The sequence below is a fragment of the uncultured Lamprocystis sp. genome (assembly GCF_903933125.1).
Classification (GTDB): Bacteria; Pseudomonadota; Gammaproteobacteria; order Chromatiales; family Chromatiaceae; genus Thiodictyon.
On the sequence record NZ_CAIZIZ010000102.1, the window covers coordinates 1 to 23,480 of the forward strand.

The following is a 23,480-nucleotide window of genomic DNA, read 5'->3' on the forward strand; positions in this document are numbered from 1 at the left end:
GGGCCGCTCCTACGGTAGGAGCGGCCCCCGGGCCGCGACGAGTGCCGGCTTGGGTCTGGCCGGATTAATGATCAAGGCCGGCGAAGCGCTCCTTGATGCAGCCCTTGACGACGGCTCTTGGCGCCGCGCCTGGAGGGTCGGCCGGTGATACTGCTTTCCACCAACGACGGCTGGGTGGTGGCCCGCGGCAAACCCGCTGCTGCCGCTCGACCGACTACCCGCGCCGCAGGCGCCCCGGCGGGTAGCCGAACACCCGGCGAAAGGCGGTGCTGAAATGGTTGACGTGCGTGTAGCCCAAGCGGGCGGCGAGCTGTTTCAATGGGATATCAGTCTCCTGAAGCAGCACATGCGCCTGGCCCAGACGCCGCCGGGTGACGAAGGCGAAGATAGACTGCCCGACGACCTCCTTGAAGTCGTCGTTAAGGGTGCGGGCGCTGGTGCGATAGCGCCTAGCCAGTTCATCAAGGCTCGGAACCTCGGCGCCCGCCCGTTCCAACTCCTCGCGGAGTTGTTCTGCCCGACGCCGCCGTACCAGTGGCAGGGCGGGCGACGCCTCGTGCTCCCCGGTGATGAACCGGGTCAGCCCCCCGAGATACTCCAGGATCTTGGACTGCGCATAGAGCTTGCGCAAGGCACCCGCCTGCTCGGTCGATAACGCGGCATACAAAGGCGCGGTGATCGCGGCCGGGATCGCCAGAACCCGAGCCGACGGCACCCCGACCACCCCCAGACCCGCCATCAGCGTGCCGGCCAGCGCCTCGCCCAGCAAGCGGGCGAGGAGTGCGTCGCCGATCAAGAGCACCGTCACCTGGACCATGGTCGAGCCGTCCGGGTGCGGCTCGTAGTCGAGCCGATCCGAGTGCTGAAACAGCGCAACGTCACCCCCGAAGGTCAGTTCGGACCCGACCCGCCGCTCGTACAGGCGCACCCGGCCGCTGCGAGCGGACTGAATGGTCAAGGAGTCATCGGGCAGTTCCGCTGTGATCCGTGCGAAGGGCACCCAATGCCCGGCCATGGCCTCGGTGAAATGGTGCGTTCCGCGTGCCAGGTGCATCCCTAGCGCCAGGTGCATCATCTCGACCCAACCGCTCCCCATGGCGGGAGGCATCGGAACCTCCTGGTGCGGCAGGTCGGCTAGGTGATCGAGCACGACCACGGGGGCCTCGGGGTCGGTGAGCCAGCGCACCTCGGCCAGGGAGAAGGCGGTGGTCATGGGGTCGGGCTCCGATCCAGTTTCGCGTAGAAATGAGGCAGATTTTCGTATGTCGCGGCAGCTGAGCCCGAGACGCGTTCGGTGCGAGAATATCAAATATACGAGCGGGGAGGTCGCCACGGCAACAATTCCAAATTTGACTTTTTGGTGGCCAGCCGGGCTTGGGACTGCCTGCTTGAAACCCCTATCCCTCGGAGCGTCCAGTATGAAACAACAGGCGTTTGTCAGTGAAATCCTCGTTGATTTCACTACGAAGTCCTACGATTCCGGGCAGTCGGACGACCTTCGTGGGATGGTCAGGAAACTGCTGATCGACAAGATCGGCCTCACGATTGCGGGCGCCAAGTTCCCGTGGAGCGAGGGAAGCTATCGCGCGACAACCGCCTTCCCGGCGCAGGGACGATCGACGGTCATCTATTTCGGCGACCTGCTTTCACCGGAGCAGGCGGCGTTCATCAACGCGAGTTCCGGCAACGCGCAGGACTTCGACGACACCAACATCGCGATCAAGATTCACGCTGGAGGCGTCGTTATTCCGGTGGCGTTGGCGGTTGGCGAGAGCGAGCGCCGGAGCCCCGACCAGATAGCGCGCGCGCTGGTACTCGGGATCGAGGTGATGACACGGCTTGGCGCGGGGATTCCCAACTCCCATCTCAGGGGCTTCCACACACCGGATGTCGTCGGACCTTTCGGTGCCGGCATTGCCACCGGGCTGCTGCTTGGCTTGGACAAGGCGCAAATGATGAACATGATGGGCATCTGCGGCAGCTTCTCCGGCGGGGTGGAGGAATACACGCGCTCGGGCGGCACGGTGAAGCGCAACCTTCCGGGCATCGCCGCGATCGCCGGGATCAGGGCCGCCTACCTGGCGAAGGAGGGCATTACCGGGCCGCTCTCGATCATTGAGGGCGATCACGGGATTTGCCGATCATTCGACGACGGCGCCGCGGTCGACCTCGTGACGGCGAAACTGGGCGAGGAATGGCTGGTTCTGGAGACCTCGTTCAAGAAGTACAACTGCTGCTACGCGATCCAGGCCGCACTCGAAGCCTTCCTGTTCGCGTGCCACGATAATGGCGTCAAGCCGGAGGACATCGAGAGCGTCAAGGTCGGTGCATCGAAGTTCGTCTGCGATCACGTGGGTAGTATCAAGGAGCCCAGGGTGTTGATCGAGGCCCAGTTCAGCTTGAGTTTCATGCTGGCAGTGGCCCTCTACGATGGGCCGCCGGCCGAATACGACGTGACCGATGAGACCTGCAAGCGGAAGGATCTCGTCGTCTTGTCCAACAAGGTCACTCACTACGTCGACGACGTGGCGCAGCGCGAAGCCAACGACAACATGGGCGCCGTGGTGACTGTCCGAGTGACGTCCGGACAGGAATACCAGAAACGGGTCCGTTATCCGAAAGGAACGTCGCAGAACCCGATGACGGAGGACGATCTCGAGGACAAATTCCGCGCCAACCTGGGTCCGGTCGTGTCCAAGGACAGGATCGATACGCTGCTCGAGACGATCCGGAATTACGACGCGCTTCCCGGGATCGGGACGCTGATGGCGCTGACCAGGAGGGAAGGCCCGTCTTGAGCACCGTCACCTTGACCGTGCTCGATCCGTCCACAGGATCAAGGCATAACGCGCCTTGCCGGCCTCGATCAAGATTCCGGCCACTTGGGCTCGCCGGGTGCGTAGTCAGGCCATCCTGGCCTGACACCGTCAGGGCTGGAAGCCCTGACTACGCAGGCCGCTGGCCGGGATTACGATCAAGGCCGCCTTGCCGTCACCGTCAGTGGTGGCCGTGCAGTGGTCTCGAATCTGCCGCAAGCGCCCACTTCATCATGCCCAGGAGATCTCTATGCCCCAACAACCTCTGCAAGACTTCGTCCTGGAGCTGGAAAAGATCGGCCAACTGGTGAGGATCACCGATGAGCGTCGGGTCGACGAACTGCCCATGCTGATGGAGTCCAATCCCGATCAGGCCATTCTGGTCGAGAAGGTCAAGGATTGCGAGTTTCAGTATCTGTCCAATGCCTATTCCAATCGCGAGCAATATGCGCAGGCCCTGAACTGCGGACCACGCGAGCTCGCGCAGGAAATTGCGCGCCGCTGCGAAAGAAGATACCCGCCGGTCCTGGTCGAGACCGCTCCCTGCAAGGAGGTTATCCTCAAAGGTGAGGATATTGACATCACCCGCTTTCCCCTGTTTCTGTATCATGACCACGATGGTCATGCCTTCATCCAGGATGCGAATGTCGTGTCGCGGGATGTCGAGACCGGGCTGATCAATTGGGGTATCTACCGTTTCATGTATCGCACGAAGAATGAAACCAACGTCGATATGCGTAACGACAGCCACAATGCCCGGATCCAGGCCAAGAAATACGCCGCCAAGGGTCTCGATATGGCGGCGGCGATCGTCATCGGCGGCCCCGCGCTGGACAAGATCGCCTCGATGTATTCCTTTCACGATACCGATGACTGGGACGTGCTGGGCGGCTTCTACGGTGAGCCGGCCAAGGTCGTGAAGTGCGAGACCTCCGATCTCACGGTGCCGGCCAATGCCGAGATCGTCATCGAGGGCCGGATCATGACCAGCGAAGGCTGGGTCTATGACGAGGGTCCCTATGGCGAGTTCACCGGAACCTATGGGGGAGGGCTGCCGCACAACTGCCGCTTCAAGATCGACTGTATCAGCTACCGTAAGGGCGGTATTTACCAATACGCGACCATCGGCGGACTGCATCCGGGCCGCACCGACCTCTATGTCTTTCATCCGACCGTCGAGGCCGACATTTACGCGGCGCTCAAACGTGCGGGTATCCGGGTGCTGGACGTCTATGTGCCGGCCGACGGTATCCACAATATCGCCTATGCCAGGATCAAACCCGTGGGTGGCGGGGACGCCAAGCAGACGCTTGCCGTGATGTTGACTTGCTCCCGCCAATGGTTTCCCAAGATCGCTTATGTGTTCGATGACGACATCGATATCTTCGACGAGGCACGCGTCAAGTGGGCTATGGCTTACCGGTACCACCCGCAACTCGACACGCTCATCATCCCGGAGCTCAACATCCTGCCGCTCGATCCACTGTGCATGACCAACAAGCCGCCGGTCAATATGCCAAAGATCGGTTTTGACTGCACTATTCCGCTGGTCGGCAATGTCGATCGCTTCTCCTTCGCCGCCTGCACCGTGACCGAGCCGCTGGGTGAGCCGTCAGCCGGGCTCGCGCCGCTGACGGAAGCGGAACTGGTGACACAGATGGCGGAATTCATCGAACAGTCACCGCGTACCTGGCTGGAGATCCTGAAGCAGTTTCACGGTCAGCCCTATCCGGTGATCTATCGCGCCTTCGGCCAACTGCGCCACCGGCTGGGCCGCATGGCCGATGAGCGCCCGACCTATCCTTATACCTTTGCCGACGCCTGCTTCGTTTATGGCAAGGGCACTGACGCATAAACCCTGAGTTTCGGTGAGAGGCCACCGGCAATCCTGGATCACATCATCGGCGGAGAGCAACCATGACCCAGCAAACCCTGTCGGACTTTGTGGCGACATTGGAAAAGATCGGCCAGCTCGTGCGCATCAGCGACGAGCGGCATGTCAATGATCTGCCGGCGATCATGGAGGCCCATCCGGATACCGCAGTCCTCGTGGAAAAGATCAAAGACTGTGAGCTGCAGTTCCTGGCGAACGCTTATTCGAACCGTACGCAATATGCCAGCGCGCTCGGCTGTAAGCCGAGCGACCTGGCGCAGGAGATTGCCAGGCGGGGCTCCCGGACCCATGAACCAGTGGTGGTCGCTACCGCACCCTGCAAAGAGGTCATCCTGAAGGGCGAGGCCGTCGATTTGACCCGGCTGCCGCTCTTCCTGCACCATCAGCACGATGGTCATGCCTATCTTCAGGACACCAGTGTCGTCTCGCGTGACCCCGACACCGGCCTGATCAACTGGGGCATCTATCGCATGATGTACCGGGCAAGGAATGAAACCAACGTCGACATGCGCAACGACAGTCATAAGGCGCGGATTCATGCCAAGGCTTATCAACAGCGCGGACTGGACATGCCCGTCGCGGTGGTCATCGGCGGACCGACCCTGGACAAGATTGCCGCGATGTACTCGGTGGCGGATACCGATGACTGGGACGTGCTGGGCGGGTTCTATGGTGGGCCGGCCCAGCTCGTCAAGTGTGAAACCAACGATCTGACCGTGCCGGCCAACGCGGAAATCGTTCTGGAGGGACACATAAAGACCACGGAGGGCTGGATCTTCGATGAAGGCCCCTATGGTGAGTTTACCGGGACCTACGGCGGCGGGCTGCCGCGTAATTGCCGTTTGCTGATCGACTGCATAACGTATCGGAAAGGTGGAATCTATCAGCATGCCACCATTGGCGGTCTCCATCCGGGACGCACGGACATGGCCGTCTGGAATTCGACGATCGAGGCCGATATCTATAGCGCCCTGAAGAACGCTGGTATTCGGGTATTGGATGTCAACCTCCCGGGTAACGGCTCCACCAATATTGCTTATGCCAGAATCCGCACCGTCGGTGGCGGTGATGCCAAGCAGGCGTTAGCGATCATGCTGAGCTGCTCGCGTCAGTGGCTGCCGAAGATCGCCTATGTCTTCGACGAGGATGTCGATATATTCGACCCCGACCGCGTCATGTGGGCCTTTGCCTGGCGCCTCGACCCGGCCAAGGACATTATGATCCTGCCGGAACAAAACGTGTTGCCGCTGGAGCCCATGTGCAACACCAACCAGCCGCCGGTCAATCTTGCAAAGGTTGGATTCGACTGTACGATTCCGCGGGTCGGCGGCTTCGATAGACTGTCTTTCGCCGCCTGCCATGTGACTGATCCCTTTGCGCTCCCCCAGGGCGGGCCAACGGCACTGACCGAAGAGGACGTCACGCGGAACATGGAGGCATTCATTCGTGGGGCACCGCGCTCCTGGTTTGACATCTTGAGTCACTTCAGTGGTCAACCGTACCCGATAGTTTATAGAGCGTTCGGGAGTCTGCGGCATCGGCTGGGTCGGATGAGCGATGAGCGGCCGGCTTATCCCTATATTTTCGCCGACTCGTGCTTCGTCGACGGCAAGGGGGGCACGTCATGAAACTGGTGCGCGGTATCTACATGCGGGGCGGTACCAGCAAGGGGGTCTATTTTCATGCGAAAGACCTGCCCGCCGACCCCGCCCTGAGAGACCGAATCATTCTCGACATCTACGGCAGTCCGGACCTGACCGAGATCGACGGACTGGGCGGGGCGAACGTGCTGACCAGCAAGACCGCCATCATCGCGCGGAGTGCGCGCGCCGACGCGGACGTGGATTACACCTTTGGGCAGGTGATGATCAACGAGCCGCTGGTCGATTACCGGATCAATTGTGGAAACATCTCCGCCGGGGTCGGCCCCTTCGCGATCGATGAAGGTTTGGTCCCGGCGGTCGAACCGCTGACCAGGGTGCGCATTTTCAACACCAATACCCAGCGCGTCATTATCGCCGAGGTGCCGGTGAAGGATGGTCGCGCCGCGGTCGTCGGGGATTACCACATCGACGGTGTACCGGGCACCGGCGCCAGGATACTCCTTGATTTCGCCGCCACCGGAGGAACGCTCGGCAAGGGTCTGCTGCCAACCGGTCACGCCTGTGAGACCCTGAGTATCGACGGACTGGGGACATTCGACGTTTCGATCGTGGACGCGGCAAATCCGTCGGTCTTCGTGAAGGGCACCGATCTGGGCTTGCAGGGGACCGAGCCGTTCCAGGATATCCTGAACAACCAATCGGTCTGGGACACAGCGGACAGGATTCGCGGATCGGTCGGTGTCAGGCTCGGGATGTACCCGGACTTGGACAGCTTCCTGCGCATCAACCCCACCATGCCGTTCTGTATCCTGGTCTTTCCGCCGATCGGCTATACCGACTTCGTGGACGGTCGCGCCATCGCACCTGACAGCTACGACATCAAGGGGATCATTCGCTTCGCCGGCGCCGTGCATCGTGCCTATTCCGGCACCGGGTCCGTATGCACCGCGGTGGCGGCGCAGATCGACGGCACCATCGCCAACGCGGTTTGCGCCGAAGCCGCGCGTTCGGCCGCCGTCGTACGCATCGGCCACCCATCAGGAATCATGGATGTCGACATCCGGGTGGAACGAGACGGCGAGGAGTACCGGATACTGCGGGCCGCCTATGGCCGGACAGCCCGCCGAATCATGGAAGGCTATATCTACCTGAAGCCATGGGCGGACGACTCGTCCATCCTGTCTCTCTGAGTTGCGGAGGTCTCATGAAACGACTGATCGTCGGACTCTCGGGCGCCAGCGGCGTCATCTACGGTGTCCGCCTGTTGGAGGTCCTGAGGGCCATCCCGGACATCGAGACCCATCTGGTCGTGAGCAAGGGTGCCGAGGTCACCCTGCGGCTGGAGACCCAGACCAGCCTCGCCGACCTCAAGGCACTGGCTCATGTCGTGCATGAGCACGGCAATCTCGCCGCGCCGATCTCCAGCGGTTCGTTCCGGGTGATGGGGATGGTGGTGATCCCCTGCTCTATGAAGAGCCTGGCCCAGATCGCGCTCTCGCTCGGCGACAATCTGCTCAGCCGGGCCGCCGATGTCACCCTCAAGGAACGCCGTAAGCTGGTCCTGGTCCCGCGCGAGTCCCCGCTGCACCTGGGGCACCTGCGCCACATGACGGCCGTCACCGAGATGGGCGCGGTGATCCTGCCCCCGGCCCCGTCCTTCTATCACGGCCCCATGACCATCATGGACCTGGTGGACCAGAGCCTGGGCAAGGTTCTGGACCAGTTCGAGATTGAGCACCATCTGTTTCGACGCTGGGGCGGCGATGACGCCTGATGCGTTCGCAGCGGCCGCCCGGCGACTCTTCGACGAGGTGGCAGTGATGACGCTCGCGACCTGCGCGGATGCGGTGCCTTGGGCCACCGACGTCTACTTCGCCCCGGATGGGTTCGACTTGGTGTTCCTCTCCTCGCCGCGTTCCCGGCACAGCCGCAACCTGGCCGTCAATCCGGCCTGTGCCGCCACCATCCATCCGCCGGTGACGTCCTGGCGGGAGATTCGCGGGCTCCAGATGGAGGGCGAGGTCCGCCCCCCCGCGGGCACGGTGGCCAAGGCCCGCGCACTCGCCGCCTATCTCACGAAATTCCCCTTCGCCCGTGACCTCATCGCCCACCCGGCGGAGACGGCAGGCGCCTTCGCCGGCGCCACCCTGCTGGTGCTGCGGCCATCGCGTCTGCGCTATCTCGACAACGGCTTAGGGATCGGCACGCGCTGGTCCCAGCGCCTGGTGGATGGTCAAGCCGTCGGCCCGCCGGAACTGGAGGCACGCGAGTGAGTGTGGCGATGACTCACTGACCTTCGCCTGCACCAACGCCGGGCGGTCCGCAGCGACCGTCCGGGAGCGTTTTCACCGCGAATCCGGAGGCTCAACCATGGACTACACACCGGCGGGCTACAACGATTTCGACGCCCACCTGAAGACGCTCCAGGATCAGGGGCTGCTTTATCGCATCGATCGGGCGATTGACAAGGACGCGGAGATGCACCCGCTGGTGCGCTGGCAGTACCGCGGCGGCATTGCCGAGGCGCAACGCAAAGCCTTTCTGTTCACCCAGGTCACCGACGCGGCCGGTCGGACCTATCCGGGTGCCCAGGTGGCGATCGGCGCGTTGGCGGGCAACCGCCGCATCTACGCTCTGGGGATGAATAGGCCGGAGGACGCCATTGGCCAGGCCTGGCTCGACGCCATCGCCCATCCCATCGACCCGCGCCAGGTGCAGCAGGCGCCCTGCCAGGAGGTGGTCATCACCGGGGACGCGCTGCGGGCCGGGCAGGGGTTGGATGCTTTGCCCATCCCGGTGTCCACTCCCGGCTATGATACGGCCCCGTATTTCACCGCTGCGCTCTGGGTCAGCCGCGACCCCGAGACCGGCATCCAGAACCTCGGGCTCTATCGTGGCAACCTCAAGGCAGCCGATCGGGTGGCCGTGATGATGGAGCGCTCCACCCTCGCGGGCGGCGCGGTGCATTGGGACAAGTACAAAAAGCTTGGCCAACCGATGCCGGTCGCGGCAGTGCTCGGGGCACCCCCCATCGTCGCCTTCACCGGACCGCAGAAGCTCCCGCTCGACTGCGATGAGATCACCGTCGCCGGGGGACTGGCCGGCTGTCCGATCAATATCGTCAAGTGCAAGACGCAGGACCTGTGGGTTCCGGCCGAAGCCCAGGTCATCGTCGAGGGCTTCATCGCTACCGATGCGCTCGAGCCCGAGGGTCCCTTCGGCGAGTCGCATGGCTACATGGCCCTGGAGGAATACAACTTCTCCATGACGGTCACGGCCATCACCCGTCGGACCTCCTACACCATTGCGTCCATCATCTCTCAGGTCACCCCCTGCGAATCGAGCGTCATCAAAAAGGTCGCCTATGAGCCGTTGTATCTCGCGCACCTGCGCGACCACCTGAACATCAAGGGCGTCACCCGGGTGTCGATGCACGAGCCGCTGACCAACCTGCGCCGCTTCCTGTTCCTCTCCATTGCCCGCGGGACACCGAAGACGGAGATCTGGCGCGCGCTCGAAGGCGCTGCCTCCTTCACCCCGGCGATCGGCAAGTTCTGCGTCGCGATCGACGAGGACATCGACCCGGAGGACACCGACCATGTGCTCTGGGCGCTGGCCTACCGCTGCAACCCGGCGGTCGACACCCACGTGATCCCCCATCGCGGCAAGGGCCACGGGCCCGCGTTCAAGGGCTGCGAAATCGATTCCACCATGCTTATCGACGCCACCGCCAAGGCCGACTACCCCCCGGTCGCCCTGCCCAAGCAGGAGTTCATGGAGCGCGCCCGCGCCATCTGGGAGGAGTTGCAACTCCCCCGACTCACGCCCCAGTCCCCGTGGTGCGGCTATTCCCTGGGGGACTGGTCGGAGGAATGGGACGCGTGCGCGGACCGGGCGGCCAAGGGCGACTGGCTCACCAACGGGCGCCGTTCCGCCGCCAATCGCAGCCGCACCGCACAGCCGCAGGACCAGGCCCGCGCTATCCGGCTCGGTGATCAGGACTGATCGCCGACCGGTCTCAGCTACCAATCCATACGAGGCATCACCATGCAACCGGGCTTTCAACGCAATTACGACGACCTGAACGATCACCTGGCCAAGCTCAAGAAACTGGATTTGCTCTGGACCATCGATCAGGAGATCAACAAGGACAAGCACCTGCACGCCTTCGTGCGCTGGGGCTATGTCGGCGACGTGGGCACCGTCGTCAACAACAATCCCAAACGGGCCTTTCTGTTCACCAACGTCACCGATGCCAAGGGCCGCAAATACCAGGGGGATTGCGACGTGCAGGTCGGCGGCACCGCCGGCTCGCCGGCCATCTATGCCGCCTCGATGGGGATTGACTACCAGGGCGAGAGTATCTCGGCCCTGTCGCAGAAGATCTTCGAGAAATGGACCAATGCCTTTGCGAATCCGCTTGCGGCCGTGGAGATCCCCTCGGCCGAAGCGCCGGTGCACGAGGTCGTACTGACGGGCGATGCCCTTAAAGGCGGCGCGGGCAAGGGCATGGACACGCTGCCAGTTCCCAACAACACCCCCGGCTGGGATACGGCGCCCTATTTCTCGGCCGGACTCTTCGTGACCCTCAATCCCGAGACCGGGATTCAGAACATCAGTCAGAACCGCTGCAGCCTCAAGGCCTCGGACCGCATCACCGGCATGTGGCTCATCCAGACCAACGGCGGCGCCCATCAGAACTGGGCCAAGTACAAGGCGCGCGGCGAGAAGATGCCGGTGGCGCTGATTGTCGGCGCCCCGCCGACGCTCCAGGTCATCGGACCCCAGAAGGTCCCAGAGTATCTGGATGACATGGACGTGGCCGGAGCCCTGGCCGGCGCGCCCTATCGCAAGGTCAAGTGCAAGACCATCCCGCTAATGGTTCCGGCCGATGCCCAGATCATCATCGAGGGCTGGCTCGATCCGACCAAGCTGGAGATGGAGGCGCCGTTCGGCGAGTCCTACGGCAACATGTCGGTGGAGGAATACAACCACTCGATCACCGTGACGGCCATCACCCGGCGCAAGAAGGCGATTTTGACCTCGATGATCTCGCAGATGGCACCCTCGGAATCGGGGGTCATCAAGCAGCTCAACTACAGTGCGGTGATGCTCAATCACCTGAAGAACACCCTCTACATCCGGCAGGTGAAGGACGTGGCCCTGCACGGCCCCATGATCGGGGTCTCGCGGTTCACCGTCATCGTGATGGAGCGCAATTCGCCCAAGACTGAGATCTGGCGGGCACTGAGCGGCGCCACCACCTTCATGCGCTCGGTCGGCAAGATGACCGTGGCGGTCGATGAGGACATCGATCCCAATAACGTCGAGGAGGTGCTGTGGGCCATCGCCTACCGCACGGACCTGATGAAATCGGTGAAGATCGAGGACCACCAGGCCAACGGCCACGCGCCCAAACTGCGTGACCGCGAGTGGGAGGCCAAGATCATGATCGACGCCACCATGCACTATGCCATGCCGCCAGTCGCCCTGCCCACCAAGGAGATCATGGAAGAGGCCCGCACGCTCTGGGAACAGGCCGGGCTGCCGCCCGTCACGCCGCGCTGGAAATGGTACGGCTACGATCTGGGAGATTGGTGTGAGGAGTGGACCAAGTGCGCCGAGCGGGCGGTCAACGGCGACTGGCTGATCAACGGCGAGCGCACGGCGCAACTGGTGGACACCGACGCGGTGGGCGGTCCGACCGCCGGCGTACCCCGCGCCGGCGTGGTGAGTTGGAACGAAAAGACCGGCACAGTCGACTATCCGCCAGGATTCCCCCTCAAGGATCGGTTCGACACGGATGAGTAACCGACCAATGTGCCTTGGATATTTCGAGGAATCCTGATCGTGCATTCCTGATTGATCAGATCAATCGCGTCAGTTTTTCGGAGAATCCGCCGCGGCGAGCTTGCGCACTGCATCCCAGTTGCCAGCAACGCCGACGCAGTGAGGGCCAGTGCCACGGATGGCGCGCTCCGCACCCACCCGCGCGGCTTTGCCATGCTGTCGGGCTCGGGCTTGCCATCTGCCGCGCCATCATTCAGGTCCACGGCGGGACCATCCGTGCAGGTGATCGCCCGGCAGGGGTAGGGGGAGGGTCTCGAAGTCGACCTACGGAGCGTGGAAGTGCCCGGCCTCCTTTCGCCGCTATTTTGCGGACGGCCGACGTGTCACACTAGGCCCGGTGAAACTCGTCATTGCTCTTGCGCTGGCCTACGTGCTGCTGGGTGCCGCCGGCCTCTTGCTTGCCATCCCTCCCGGCTACGCCAGTCCGGTGTTTCCCGCCGCGGGGCTCGCCGTGGCTGCCGCCCTGCAGTTCGGAGCGCGGGTGCTGCCCGGCGTCTGGCTGGGTTCCGCTCTGCTGAACCTGGGCCACGCATGGTTCGGCGGCACCCTCACGCTCACGACCGCCGGCCTGGCGGTGGTCATTGGGCTGGGCGCCAGTTTGCAAGCAGGGGCCGGGGCTTGGCTGGTCCGCCACTGGCAGCCCTCGACCTGGGCGGCCTTGGAGCGGGAGCAGGACGCCTTTCGCTTCCTGCTGTTGAGCGGCGCGCTGGCCGGGGTGCTGTCACCGACGATGGGTGTTGTGGCCCTCACCGCCGCCGGCGTCATTCCTGCCGCCGGCGCATCCTATACCTGGTGGAACTGGTACCTGGGCGACGTCCTGGGCGTCATGGTCTTCGCTCCTCTCGCGCTGTGTTTTTTTAACCGTCAGGATCCGCTCTGGCGGGAACGGCTGCGGCGGACCGTCCTGCCGGTCCTGGTGACCCTGGGCCTGGTCATCGCCGCCTTCCTTGCCACCGCCCGTTGGGAAGCGCAGATCCAGTCGAACGATTTGCGTGACGACGGCGCACAAGTTGCGCAGGCGATCGGCGAGCGTCTCATCAGCCATCGCGAGATTCTTGCCTCGCTCAGCCATTTCGTTGAGGCAACACCCGACTTCAGTTTCGCCCAGTTCGAGCGCTTCACGCGGATCACATTGCAGAGAAATCCCGACATCTTCGCTCTTAGTTTCAACGACTTGGTTAGCGATGCGGAGCGGCCGGAGTTCGAAGCAAAGATCAGCGCCATGGGGCCCCTCGGGCCTTTTCAGATCACTGAGCGCGATACCGAGCGGCGCCTGGTGCGGGCCGGGACCCGGCCCGAGTATGTTGCGGTACGTTACATCGTCCCATTGGCCAATAACCAGCGGGCGGTGGGCTTCGATATCCACTCTGAACCCATCCGCCGCGCCGCGATCGAACGCGCGCGACGCACCAATGCCATGGCCGTGACCGCCCCCATCCTGCTGGTGCAGGAACAGCAAAAGCGCGTCGGCCTGCTGGAACTCCTTCCCATCGCGGCCGCGACCGACGTCACATCCCAGGAGTCGATCCGGCATCTTGGTTTTGTCGTTGCCGTGGTCAAGGTCGATGAGATGATCGAGATCGCCACCCGCGACGTGATTCCCGCGGGGTTGACCTTCTGCCTGAGCGACGTTGCGGCTGCTCCGGAAACGGGCCTTCTCTTCTGTTCGGGGAGCCGGGTCGCCGGTCCTTCGCCCATTCCGGATATCCCTGCCGACTGGAGCGCCCGGCTGGGCATGGGTGATCGTGATTGGCGTTTGGCGGTCATCGTTACTGAGGATTACCGACAGGCCCACCGACCCTGGCTGGCCTGGGCCGTGGGCGTTGTCGGGCTCTTATTCGCGACCTTGCTGCAAGTGCTGATGCTGGGGATGACCGGCCGCACCGCCATCATCGAGCGTAAGAACGCCGTGCTCCTGCAGGCTGAGAAGGTGTTCGATAACAGCGGCGAGGCCATCGTCGTCACCGATGCCCGGGGTGTCGTCCTGTCGACCAATCCGGCCTTCACTCAGGTGACGGGGTATGGCGCTGAGGAGGCGCGCGGTCAGACCCCGCGCCTCTTGAAGTCCGGCAAACAGTCACCCGATTTCTATAGCGCACTGTGGCAACGCCTGTTGCGTGAGGGGCAATGGCAGGGCGAGATCTGGAACCGCCGCAAATGCGGTGACATCTACCCTGAATGGCTGACCATCTCCGCCGTGCGCAACGCGGCCGGCGAGACCGTGCAGTACGTGGGCTCCTTCACCGATATCACTGCACCCAAGGCCGCGCAGGAGCGGATCGAATTTCTCGCCTACCACGACGCCTTGACCCAGTTGCCCAACCGCGTGTTGGCCATGGACCGTATCGCGCAGGCCATCGCGCACGGGCGGCGACATGCGAGCCCTATGGCTCTGCTGCTCATGGATTTGGATAAGTTCAAGCTGGTCAATGACACCTACGGACACAGCGTCGGCGACAGCCTGTTGCAGGCGGTGGCCGAGCGGCTTCGCCACGCCGTGCGCCGGGACACCCTTTGCCGCCTGTCCGGTGACGAATTCCTCATCGTGTTGTACGAGGCCGAGGACCGTGACGCGATCTCCATCAAGTGCGAGACCATTTTGCGGGACCTGGCGCAGCCCTTCGCGCTCGCCGGGCGGCAGTTGACGACCTCCTCGTCGATCGGGGTGGCCATCTTCCCCGCGGACGGCGACACCACTGAAACGCTGCTGCGCCATGCCGACACCGCGCTCTACGAAGCGAAGAAGGGCGGCCGTGAAACCTATCGGTTTTTCGACGAGCAGATGAATCTGAATGTCGTCCGTTACGTCAGGACCAAGGATGCGCTGGAACGGGGATTGGAGAATGATGCGTTCGAGTTGTACTACCAACCGCAGCTGCGCCTGGGCCGCGCGGGGGAGCCCGATCAGCCGGTCGCCGCGGAGGCTTTGATTCGTTGGCACCACCCCGAACGCGGCCTGATCATGCCGGGTGAATTCATCGCCATCGCTGAGGAGAGCGGCCTGATTGTGCCCATCGGTGCCTGGGCACTGCGTCAGGCGTGCCGGCAGGCCGCGGCCTGGGTTGCTGCGGGTCTGCCACTGCGGGTGGTGGCGGTCAACCTGTCGGCGGTGCAGTTTCACAGCGGCAATATACACGAGTTGGTCCTATCCGCTCTCGACGAAGCTGGTCTCGACCCTTGCTGTCTGGAGCTGGAACTCACCGAGAGCATCCTGCTCGACGACGTCGAGCGCGTCCTGACCGCGGTGCGGCGGCTCAAGGAGCATGGCGTGCGTCTGTCCATTGATGACTTCGGTACCGGTTACTCCAGCCTGGCCTACCTCAAACGCTTCAAGGTCGACAAGCTCAAGATCGACCGCTCCTTCGTCAGCAACATCCGGCACAGTGAGGAGGACCGCGCCATCGTCCTGGCCATGATTCAGATCGCCCGCAGTCTTAACCTGACGACCATCGCCGAGGGTGTCGAGGACACCGGGCAGGCGGAACAGCTCAGGGGCATGGGTTGTGACGAGGTGCAGGGATATCTCCATGCGAAACCGCTGCGACCGTCGGAATTGGAGCAGTGGCTGGAGGAATACGACCGGTGAATGGTTCATGTCGTCTAGATTGAGCTAAGAGGGGAAAGGCCAGGGCGGAGACCTCGCGCTGCAAAGCCGCGTCGGCCTGGGCGCGCGCCTGCGCTTGCGTAGTCAGGGCTTCCAGCCCTGACGGTGTCAGGCCAGGATGGCCTGACTACGCACCCGGCGAGCCCAAGTGGCCGGAATTTTGATCGAGGCCGCTTGCTCTTTCTCCGTGTGGTCCCTTTCCTTTTCCGCGCGTGACTGCTCCGCTGCGGATGCTTTCGACAGCTTCACGCCAAATACCCTCCCTAGGGTGGGTATTTTTCGCGATGCGCAGTCCGTACCCGTGCACGGCGGTCAGTCATCCATCGCGCTGTACTATGACTGCGGTTGGTGCGCCCTGTCGTTTTACGTGAGTCCGCCTCTGAGCCGCACTGGGGTCCAGTCCGTGCGGTTCTGGCTGAACGGGGGCGAGCAGGGTGGGCAGCAGGACCTGTTGGTCAGGGTGTGCGACGATGCGCCGGAGCCGATCTGCGTGGCCCAGCCCTTGGCGCCCGTGGCCAACGAGTGGACCCAGGTCGAACTGCCCCTGGACGGTTTCACCGGGGCCAATATCGCCGGCATCCAGTGGAACAACTGGAGCGGGAACCCCAAGGCGCCCGTGTACTTGGACGACATCGTACTGGTCGGGGCCCAGGGCAGCGACGGGACCGTGCCCCTGTTCACCGATTTCCAGTCACCCAACTGGAGTTTCTGGAACACCAACACCGAGAACCGGGTCGTCGCCACCCCGACCCACTCCGGCGCCGCCGCGCTGGCGGTCGACTCGCTGGCCGGGTGGAATACCATGCAGTTGGGTCATACCCGTTCCGTCGAGACCATCGCCGGGTTCTATACCCTGCGCTTTTGGATCAACGGCGGCACCGCCGGGGGTCAAAAGATCACGGTCAGCGCCATGAACGATCAAGGTGAGAGCACGCTCGACACCCTGGTCACCGCCGAGGCCAATACCTGGAAAAAGATCGAGATTCCCTTAGACGAGTTGGGCGATCCCCTGACGGTCTACTCGATTCGCTGGTGGAACGGCAGCCCCGACCTCATGCCCACCTATTTTTCTGGACGATATCGCCCTGGTGCCGGGGCCTGGGCCCGCCGACCAGGGGCCGGTGGACAGCTCGGTGGTCTACTCCGATTTCCTGCCCCGGGGCTGGATCGACATGTTCGCAAACGCGTCCGGTGACGACGCCACCGCGGCCAATCTGACGAGCGCGACCACGGTCCATGGCGGCGCCACGGTGATCGAGGTCAGCAACCTGGAGACCAACAAGCTCGTCGCTTTCGGCCACCCCAAAGGCGGCCTCGCGATTCCGGGCTACGACACCCTACGCTTTTACATCCATGGCGGAGCGGCCGGCGGGCAGCAGTTGACGGTCCAGGTCGTGAACGACGACGCGTCAGTCACCGAGCCGCTGGAGGTGACGGCTCAGGCGGGGGCTTGGACAGCGGTCGATATCCCGCTCGCCAGCCAATTGAATCCCCTCAATGTCTACATCATCCGGTTCTGGAATCTCACCGGCGAGACGCTGCCGACTTTCTATCTGGACGACCTCGGCTTCGTGAACGCGACCGGCGCGCCGCCCCCCCCCCCGAGCACCGCCGCGGGTCCCCATCTCAGTGTCGATTCCGCGCGGGATCGCCACCCCATCAGTCCCTACATCTACGGCATGAACGCCCCGGACGAGGCGCTGGCGCAGGAGTTGCATCTGCCGGTCAACCGTTGGGGCGGCAATCAGACCTCCACCTACAACTGGCAGAACGACACCTATAACACCGGCTTCGACTGGTTTTACGAGAACATCTCCAATTCCCCCTTGGCGAGCCTCCCCGACGGCTCGAGCGCCAACCGCTTCATTGAGCAGAACCGGCGCACTGCAACGGCATCGCTCGTGACCTTGCCCATGATTGGCTGGGTCGCCAAGCGCTGGAAGGGAGACCACCCCTTCGATTGCGCCTTCAAGCAAAGCGTCTACGGCACCCAGCAGAGGGCGGACTGGGAGTATGACCCCGACTGCGGGAATGGCGTGCTGGCCGATGGCACCCAGGTGATCAACGATCCCAACGACATCGCCATCCCGGTCGGACCGGCGTTCGTCGGGGATTGGGTCAGCGACCTGAGGTCGCGCTACGGTACCGCCGCCGAAGGCGGGGTGTCGTTCTATGCGCTGGACAACGAGCCCATGTTGTGGAACAGCACCCACAACGCGATCCGCAATACCCCGCTGTCTACCGACGAACTGATCGACCTCACCTATGCTTACGCCCCGGTCGTCAAGGCCGTCGACCCTAGTGCCAAGATCTTCGGACCGGTCTTCTGGGGCTGGTGCGCCTATTTCTATTCCGCCGTGGATAACTGTACCAACAACGGGACCGCGGACTATCAGGCCCACGGCAGCATCCCGCTGGTCGCCTGGTACCTGCAGAAGATGCGCGCCTACGAGCAGCAGCACGGGGTGCGCATCCTCGACTACCTCGACCTGCACGGCTATCCGAACAGCGCCGGCGTCTATTCGAGCGTGCTGGGTAACCGCTCGACCCAGGCGCTGCGACTGCGCTCCACGCGCTCGCTGTGGGATCCCACCTATCAGGACGAGAGCTGGGTCCCGGCGGCGGTGCAACTGATTCCCCGGATGCGCGATTGGGTGGCCGCGCACTATCCCGGCACCAAGCTTGCGATCACCGAGTACAACTGGGGCGCCATGGGCTACATGAACGGCGCGCTGGCCCAGGCCGACAGCTTAGGAATCTTCGGGCGCGAGGGCCTGGATCTGGCGACCATTTGGGATGCGCCCAAGAAGACCCAGCCCGGGGCCATGGCCTTCCGCATGTACCTCAACTACGACGGTCACGGCGCCACCTTCGGCGACACCGGGGTCCACGCCGAGAGTGCCGACCAGGAGAAGCTTGCGGTCTATGCGGCACAGCAGGGCAGCAAGCTGACGCTGATGGTCGTCAACAAGACCGCGGTTGCGCTCAGCAGTCCGGTCGCGCTGGCCGGGTTCCGGCCGGCCGCGACGGCCCAGGTCTACCGCTACAGCGCCGCCCATCTGGCGGGCATCGTGCGGGAGGCCGACCAGGGGCTGACCGACAGCGGGTTCACCGGGGTCTTCCCGCCCTCGTCGATCACGCTGGTGGTCGCGGATCAGGCGGACGCGCCGGCGACGAGCACGCTTGCCATCGCCAAGGCGGGGACCGGGCAGGGCCGGGTCGTGAGCAATCCAGACGGGATCGACTGCGGGGTCCTGTGCAGCGTCGACTTCCCATGGGGCGGCTCGGTCACCCTGGCGGCGTATCCGTCCCCCGGGTCCGTCTTCGCCGGCTGGGGCGACGCCTGCAGTGGGACCGGAAGCTGTGTCGTCACGCTCGACGATCCCCAAAGCGTCACGGCGACCTTCACGCTCAACCACTACACCCTGACGGTGGCCCAGGCCGGCACGGGGTCCGGCACCGTCGGCGGCGGCGGGACCTATGCCTATCGCACCGAGGTAACCCCGACCGCGACGGCGGCAACCGGGTCCACCTTCACCGGTTGGAGCCCGGCCAACTGTGCCGGCGCCTTTGCACTGACGGCCGATACCACCTGTACTGCCACCTTTACCCGCAACGGCTATGTCATCACCGCCACCGCCAAACCGGTGGCCGGGGGGACGGTGATCTGCACCCCCAACCCGGTCCCGCGCGGCGGCAGCAGCACCTGCATCGCGACGGCCAACGCCGGCTACAACTTCAGTGCCTTCAGCGGTGCCTGCACCGGAGCCAGTTGTGTTCTGAGCAATGTCACCGCGGCCAAGGCGGTCACCGCGACCTTCACCCGCAACACCTACGCCATTACCACTACAGCCAGCCCGGCGGGCGGCGGCACGGTGTCCTGTACCCCCAATCCGGTGGGCTACGGTGGCAGCAGCACCTGCACCGCCAGGGCTAACACTGGCTATCTCTTCAGCGCCTTCAGCGGCGACTGCACCGGCGCCACCTGCGCGCTGAGCAATGTCAGTGCGGCCACGGCCGTCACGGCCACCTTCACCCGCAAGCGCTACGCCATTACCGCCACCGCCAAACCGGCGGCCGGCGGGACGGTGAGTTGCACACCGAATCCGGTCGACTATGGCGGTGGCAGCATCTGCACCGCCACGGCCAACACCGGTTATACCTTCAGGGTCTTCAGCGGCGCCTGCACCGGTAGCAATTGTGCGCTGAGCAATGTCACCGCGGCCAAGGCGGTCACCGCGACCTTCACCCCGGCCCCCTGACTTTCACCGGCCTGCCGGCCGGGGTCATCAACCCGACCACCGCGCGCGCGGGGGCCTGATCGGTGTGACGGTAGAGCATCAGGAGCCGGCCTCCCTGCGGTTGCTGCGGCGGATCGGGGATCTGCCCTTGTCGCCGGTCCAAATGGAGGTCTGCCTGATGCTGGCGCGTCGGCAGTCCCAGGAGAGTATCGCGCGGCAGCTCAATATCAGGCTCGCCACTGTCAAGGACCATGTCCGCAAGATCTATCTCAAGCTGGGAGTACACCAACGCGATGAGTTGGCGGAGCGCTTGCTCGCCGTCAGGGGCGACTGCACGTGACTGATGTGCGGAAAATCCCGTGATTACACGTAAAGGATACTTTTGATCGGGCTGTCCAGGCTGAGGCGCCGCCGCGCTCCGGCGCCGATCTGGCGTTGATCCTGGGGCCGTGCGATGATCACCATTGTGGGTACGACCCCGTTCGGGGCCGGCCGGAGCCGCGGTGGGAAGCGATGCCAAGCACTATCTTTCACGCCCTTGGGCTGCACATGCATCAGCCGCCGGGCAATCTGCGCCTGTTGATCGAAGCCAACCCCTGGGAGGCCGAGCAGATCATCCGCTGTTACGAGCGCCCGCTGCGCTACGCCGCGCGGTATCGTGACGTGGCGCGGCTGCATGTCGGTTTCTCCGGCGGGCTGCTGGATCAACTGCTTGACCAGCGGGTGGTCGATCTGTACCGCCACATCCTGGATATTCCCGCGATGCTCGACGGTTACGCCCAGGCGGAGAATATCGAGCTGATCGGCATGGGCCAGCATCATCCGATTTTTCCGCTCATCCCGCGGGAGGATTGGCCCGAGCAACTGGAACTGGGACGCGTCACCATGCAGCGCGCCTTCGGCCGCATGCCCCGCGGCTTCTGGCCGCCGGAGTTGGCCTTCACCATGGAGATGATTCCGGCCCTGGTCGAGGCGGGTTTCGACTACGTGGTGGCCGACGGTATCCATGTGCTGCCCGAGGACGGCATCAGCGATGTCTTCCGCCCTTACCTGGCCTGCCATGATGGCGTGTGTATCACCGTGGTGCCGCGGGATCGCGATGTGTCCGCCGCCCAGCACACCGGGCTCGACGCTACCTGGTTCCAGAACGAGGTGCGCTGGCGCACCGGCGGCTCGCCGCGACCGCATGAGCCGCGGTTGGTCACCACCTGGTCCGATGGGGAGAACGGCAACTGGTTTCGTGAGCCCCATGAGGGATCCGGGTTTTTCGGCTATTTTTTCGCCCCTTATATGGAGCATTACCGTGGCGGGGAGTATCCGATCAATCCCGTTTCACTGAGTGCCTATCTTGAACAGCATCCACCGCAGGCCCATGCCCAGGTGCAGACCGGGAGTTGGAATGTCGGCTCTGGTTTCGTGCCGGATCTGTCCCAATGGGCCGCAAGTGCAGGGCAGAAAACGGCGGTGGAGGAGGTCACCCGTTTGAGCGCGCGTTATTGGAACCTGCACACGCGTCTGCATGCGACCCGGCGCGTCCATCATTGCTGGGAGGCGCTGGAGCGTGCCCGCCGCCGGCTCCTGGAGGCCGAGACCAGTTGTTACTTTGTATGGGGCGATTCCTGGATTCCGCTCCTGCATGAACGGACCGCGTCGGCATTCAAAGACCTGGACACGGTCGCGGCGTCCCTGGATGCCGCGCTGAGCCCGCCGGTTGTCGCGAAGGGGCAGCCGGAACCCGAACGGATAGACCTGGCCCCCCCGAGCGTTCAGGCTGTAACCGAGTTGCCGCCTGAACCGCCCATTGAACTGCCGGGCGAGCTGACGCCTGAGCTGCCGGTTGAGCAACCGTTCGAGTTGCCGGGTGACTCGCCGCCTGAGTTGCCGCCTGAGCTGCCGCCGGAGGTGCCGAGCGGGCCGCCTACCGAGTTTCAGATGGACACCCTGCCGGACACGACCACCAATGCGACGCGTCGCGGCTTGCCGCCTGCCGGGGTGCACCCGGGCGGCGGTCGGCCTGGACCCAAGCGGACACAGGGGCGCTGACAGGGTGAACCGTGCTTGACCGCGGACGCACGCGGGCCGCGTTGCGCCCGGTGATCAGCAAGCGCACCGGGAGTGCCGCGCGACGGTCCAGGGGGCCGGCGTGAGCACGGAACGAGAAACCTCAGAACCAGGGTTGTCTCCCGCTGATCCGGGGTCAGACCGCCCAACTCCGCCCGCGGCCGAGGGCGATGTCACTGCCCATCTGGTGCCGCATTTTCCCGGCGAGGAGCGCGGCACTGGTGTGGTGCTCTACGGTGCGGCCCGCGGTGTCCTGCGGGTGCAGTGGCGCCTGGAACCCGACACGCTGGAGCAGGTGGTCGGTTCCTTTCCCGTGGCCGGTGCACGCCCCGCGCTGGTGCTGCGGCTGCGGCGTCTGCGCCCGGATGGCGGCTCGGATCAACTCGATGAGGTCCGGCTGGCCGCAGTCGCCCGGTCGGGAAGCGGGTTTCGCGAGTTCACCGTGCCGGTTGACCACGGACGCTACCGCGCGGATCTTGGCCTGATCAATGAGGATGGCGGCTGGCTGATGCTGGCCCGCTCGAACGACCTGGACAATGTCGCCCAGGTCGGGGTCGATCTCAGCCACCTGGCCGCGGCGGTTCCGCGCGCCGCGGTGCGCGCCGCGCCGTTATCCCCGATCGCCTTGGACCCGACGCAATCCGTCGGGAAACCGGCCGACCAGCGACCGACTGACGCGCGGCCCGTGCCGATCTTTCCGCTGGCACTGCGCCTGATTGCGGAGCACACCGGCGATTCGCCGCCGGGTGCCGGTTCAATCCCGCCGACCGAGCCCGCCAGTCCGGCACCGGTCGCGCTGCTCGTCTGCGCCGTGCCGACCTCACCCGCCGGCGGGACCGCAGATGATGTGACCCTTGGGGTCATGCTGCACACTGACGCCCAGGAGTGTCCGGTGCTGCGGGAGATGCGCGCGCCGGGCGAGGGCGAGGACGAGGACGAGGACGGGGACCGGGCGGGTTCACCGGAGTATCCGCCGTTGCCGGTGCGCCCGGTGTTTCCGGAGTTCCTGACCGCGGCGGAACCGGAAGCCGCCGAGCCGGTGAACTATGGACCGATCGCGCCCTTGTCCTACGGCCAGGAACCCGTCCGGTCCATGGGTGTTCAGATCCTGGCGGAGCTGCGGATCAGCGGTCAGGCGGCGCCCGGGACCGAGATCGATCTGTTCGGTCATCCTTACCGGGTGGGACCCGGCGGCCGGTTCCAACTGGTCGTGCTGGTGGATGATCCCGAACTGCTGCGCCGGGCACTGGACCTGCATCCGCCGCCGCAACTGCGCGAGGTGCGTGACGACTGAGCCCCGCGGGGCGTCGGTCGCGAGCTGGCGTATACTGGCACCCGGCCGCCAGGAGCGCATCAAGCTCGTGCAGCACACCAGATCGATTGCTACCGTTTCCGACCGTTGTCGTTGTC

15 protein-coding genes are annotated in these 23,480 nt (G+C 64.3%); 14 read left to right on the forward strand and 1 reads right to left on the reverse strand.

Features of this window, described 5'->3' with window-relative positions:
* Positions 1-214: 214 nt before the first annotated feature.
* Positions 215-1,213: an AraC family transcriptional regulator gene (locus tag QZY03_RS04645; protein WP_295578602.1), complete on the reverse strand. Its 999-nt coding sequence runs from the start codon at positions 1,211-1,213 to the stop codon at positions 215-217.
* A gap of 205 nt (positions 1,214-1,418) precedes the next feature.
* Between QZY03_RS04645 and QZY03_RS04650 the strand changes: the two genes are divergently transcribed.
* The 14 genes from QZY03_RS04650 (at position 1,419) to QZY03_RS04715 (ending at position 23,364) form a co-directional block, all read left to right on the forward strand.
* Complete coding sequence (locus QZY03_RS04650) at positions 1,419-2,798, forward strand: MmgE/PrpD family protein (RefSeq protein WP_295578603.1); 1,380 nt, start codon at positions 1,419-1,421, stop codon at positions 2,796-2,798.
* A gap of 268 nt (positions 2,799-3,066) precedes the next feature.
* The gene (locus QZY03_RS04655) at positions 3,067-4,671 is read left to right on the forward strand and encodes a UbiD family decarboxylase (protein WP_295578604.1); all 1,605 of its coding nucleotides are present in this window, start codon (positions 3,067-3,069) and stop codon (positions 4,669-4,671) included.
* Positions 4,672-4,733: 62 nt separating this feature from the next.
* Complete coding sequence (locus QZY03_RS04660; protein WP_295578606.1) at positions 4,734-6,338, forward strand: UbiD family decarboxylase; 1,605 nt, start codon at positions 4,734-4,736, stop codon at positions 6,336-6,338.
* The gene (locus QZY03_RS04665) at positions 6,335-7,504 is read left to right on the forward strand and encodes a 2-methylaconitate cis-trans isomerase PrpF family protein (protein WP_295578607.1); all 1,170 of its coding nucleotides are present in this window, start codon (positions 6,335-6,337) and stop codon (positions 7,502-7,504) included. The genes QZY03_RS04660 and QZY03_RS04665 overlap by 4 nt, the downstream gene beginning before the upstream one ends.
* Before the next feature lie 14 nt (positions 7,505-7,518).
* Entirely contained in the window at positions 7,519-8,088 is a 570-nt protein-coding gene (locus QZY03_RS04670) for a UbiX family flavin prenyltransferase (RefSeq protein ID WP_295578608.1), read from the forward strand.
* Positions 8,078-8,587, forward strand: coding sequence for a pyridoxamine 5'-phosphate oxidase family protein (locus QZY03_RS04675; RefSeq protein ID WP_295578609.1), 510 nt, complete (start codon positions 8,078-8,080; stop codon positions 8,585-8,587). Before QZY03_RS04670 ends, QZY03_RS04675 begins: the two co-directional genes overlap by 11 nt.
* A 97-nt stretch (positions 8,588-8,684) precedes the next feature.
* On the forward strand, positions 8,685-10,319 hold the full coding sequence (locus QZY03_RS04680) for a UbiD family decarboxylase (protein ID WP_295578610.1): 1,635 nt from the start codon (positions 8,685-8,687) through the stop codon (positions 10,317-10,319).
* Between the two features lie 42 nt (positions 10,320-10,361).
* The gene (locus QZY03_RS04685; protein WP_295578611.1) at positions 10,362-12,125 is read left to right on the forward strand and encodes a UbiD family decarboxylase; all 1,764 of its coding nucleotides are present in this window, start codon (positions 10,362-10,364) and stop codon (positions 12,123-12,125) included.
* A 376-nt stretch (positions 12,126-12,501) separates the two neighbouring features.
* Positions 12,502-15,750: an EAL domain-containing protein gene (locus QZY03_RS04690; RefSeq protein ID WP_295578613.1), complete on the forward strand. Its 3,249-nt coding sequence runs from the start codon at positions 12,502-12,504 to the stop codon at positions 15,748-15,750.
* 286 nt (positions 15,751-16,036) lie between these two features.
* Entirely contained in the window at positions 16,037-16,963 is a 927-nt protein-coding gene (locus tag QZY03_RS04695; RefSeq protein ID WP_295578614.1) for a hypothetical protein, read from the forward strand.
* The gene (locus QZY03_RS04700; protein ID WP_295578615.1) at positions 16,941-20,030 is read left to right on the forward strand and encodes a glycoside hydrolase family 44 protein; all 3,090 of its coding nucleotides are present in this window, start codon (positions 16,941-16,943) and stop codon (positions 20,028-20,030) included. The genes QZY03_RS04695 and QZY03_RS04700 overlap by 23 nt, the downstream gene beginning before the upstream one ends.
* Positions 20,031-20,094: 64 nt before the next feature.
* Positions 20,095-20,349 (forward strand): LuxR C-terminal-related transcriptional regulator, encoded by a 255-nt coding sequence (locus QZY03_RS04705; protein ID WP_295578616.1) that lies wholly within the window; start codon positions 20,095-20,097, stop codon positions 20,347-20,349.
* Positions 20,350-20,522: 173 nt separating this feature from the next.
* A complete protein-coding gene (locus tag QZY03_RS04710; RefSeq protein WP_295578617.1) occupies positions 20,523-22,052 on the forward strand; it encodes a glycoside hydrolase family 57 in 1,530 nt (509 codons plus the stop codon).
* 100 nt (positions 22,053-22,152) lie between these two features.
* Positions 22,153-23,364 carry a hypothetical protein gene (locus QZY03_RS04715; RefSeq protein WP_295578618.1) on the forward strand — a complete coding sequence of 404 codons (1,212 nt, stop codon included), beginning with the start codon at positions 22,153-22,155 and terminating at the stop codon, positions 23,362-23,364.
* Positions 23,365-23,480: the final 116 nt, after the last annotated feature.

Bases quoted from the DNA above. Each gene is read 5' to 3' on its own strand.
- QZY03_RS04675 (WP_295578609.1), top strand. From the start codon at position 8,078: ATGACGCCTGATGCGTTCGCAGCGGCCGCCCGGCGACTCTTCGACGAG.
- QZY03_RS04665 (WP_295578607.1), top strand. From the start codon at position 6,335: ATGAAACTGGTGCGCGGTATCTACATGCGGGGCGGTACCAGCAAGGGG.
- QZY03_RS04670 (WP_295578608.1), top strand. From the start codon at position 7,519: ATGAAACGACTGATCGTCGGACTCTCGGGCGCCAGCGGCGTCATCTAC.
- QZY03_RS04650 (WP_295578603.1), top strand. From the start codon at position 1,419: ATGAAACAACAGGCGTTTGTCAGTGAAATCCTCGTTGATTTCACTACG.
- QZY03_RS04655 (WP_295578604.1), top strand. From the start codon at position 3,067: ATGCCCCAACAACCTCTGCAAGACTTCGTCCTGGAGCTGGAAAAGATC.
- QZY03_RS04700 (WP_295578615.1), top strand. From the start codon at position 16,941: ATGTTCGCAAACGCGTCCGGTGACGACGCCACCGCGGCCAATCTGACG.
- QZY03_RS04680 (WP_295578610.1), top strand. From the start codon at position 8,685: ATGGACTACACACCGGCGGGCTACAACGATTTCGACGCCCACCTGAAG.
- QZY03_RS04645 (WP_295578602.1), bottom strand. From the start codon at position 1,213: ATGACCACCGCCTTCTCCCTGGCCGAGGTGCGCTGGCTCACCGACCCC.
- QZY03_RS04685 (WP_295578611.1), top strand. From the start codon at position 10,362: ATGCAACCGGGCTTTCAACGCAATTACGACGACCTGAACGATCACCTG.
- QZY03_RS04660 (WP_295578606.1), top strand. From the start codon at position 4,734: ATGACCCAGCAAACCCTGTCGGACTTTGTGGCGACATTGGAAAAGATC.
- QZY03_RS04710 (WP_295578617.1), top strand. From the start codon at position 20,523: ATGCCAAGCACTATCTTTCACGCCCTTGGGCTGCACATGCATCAGCCG.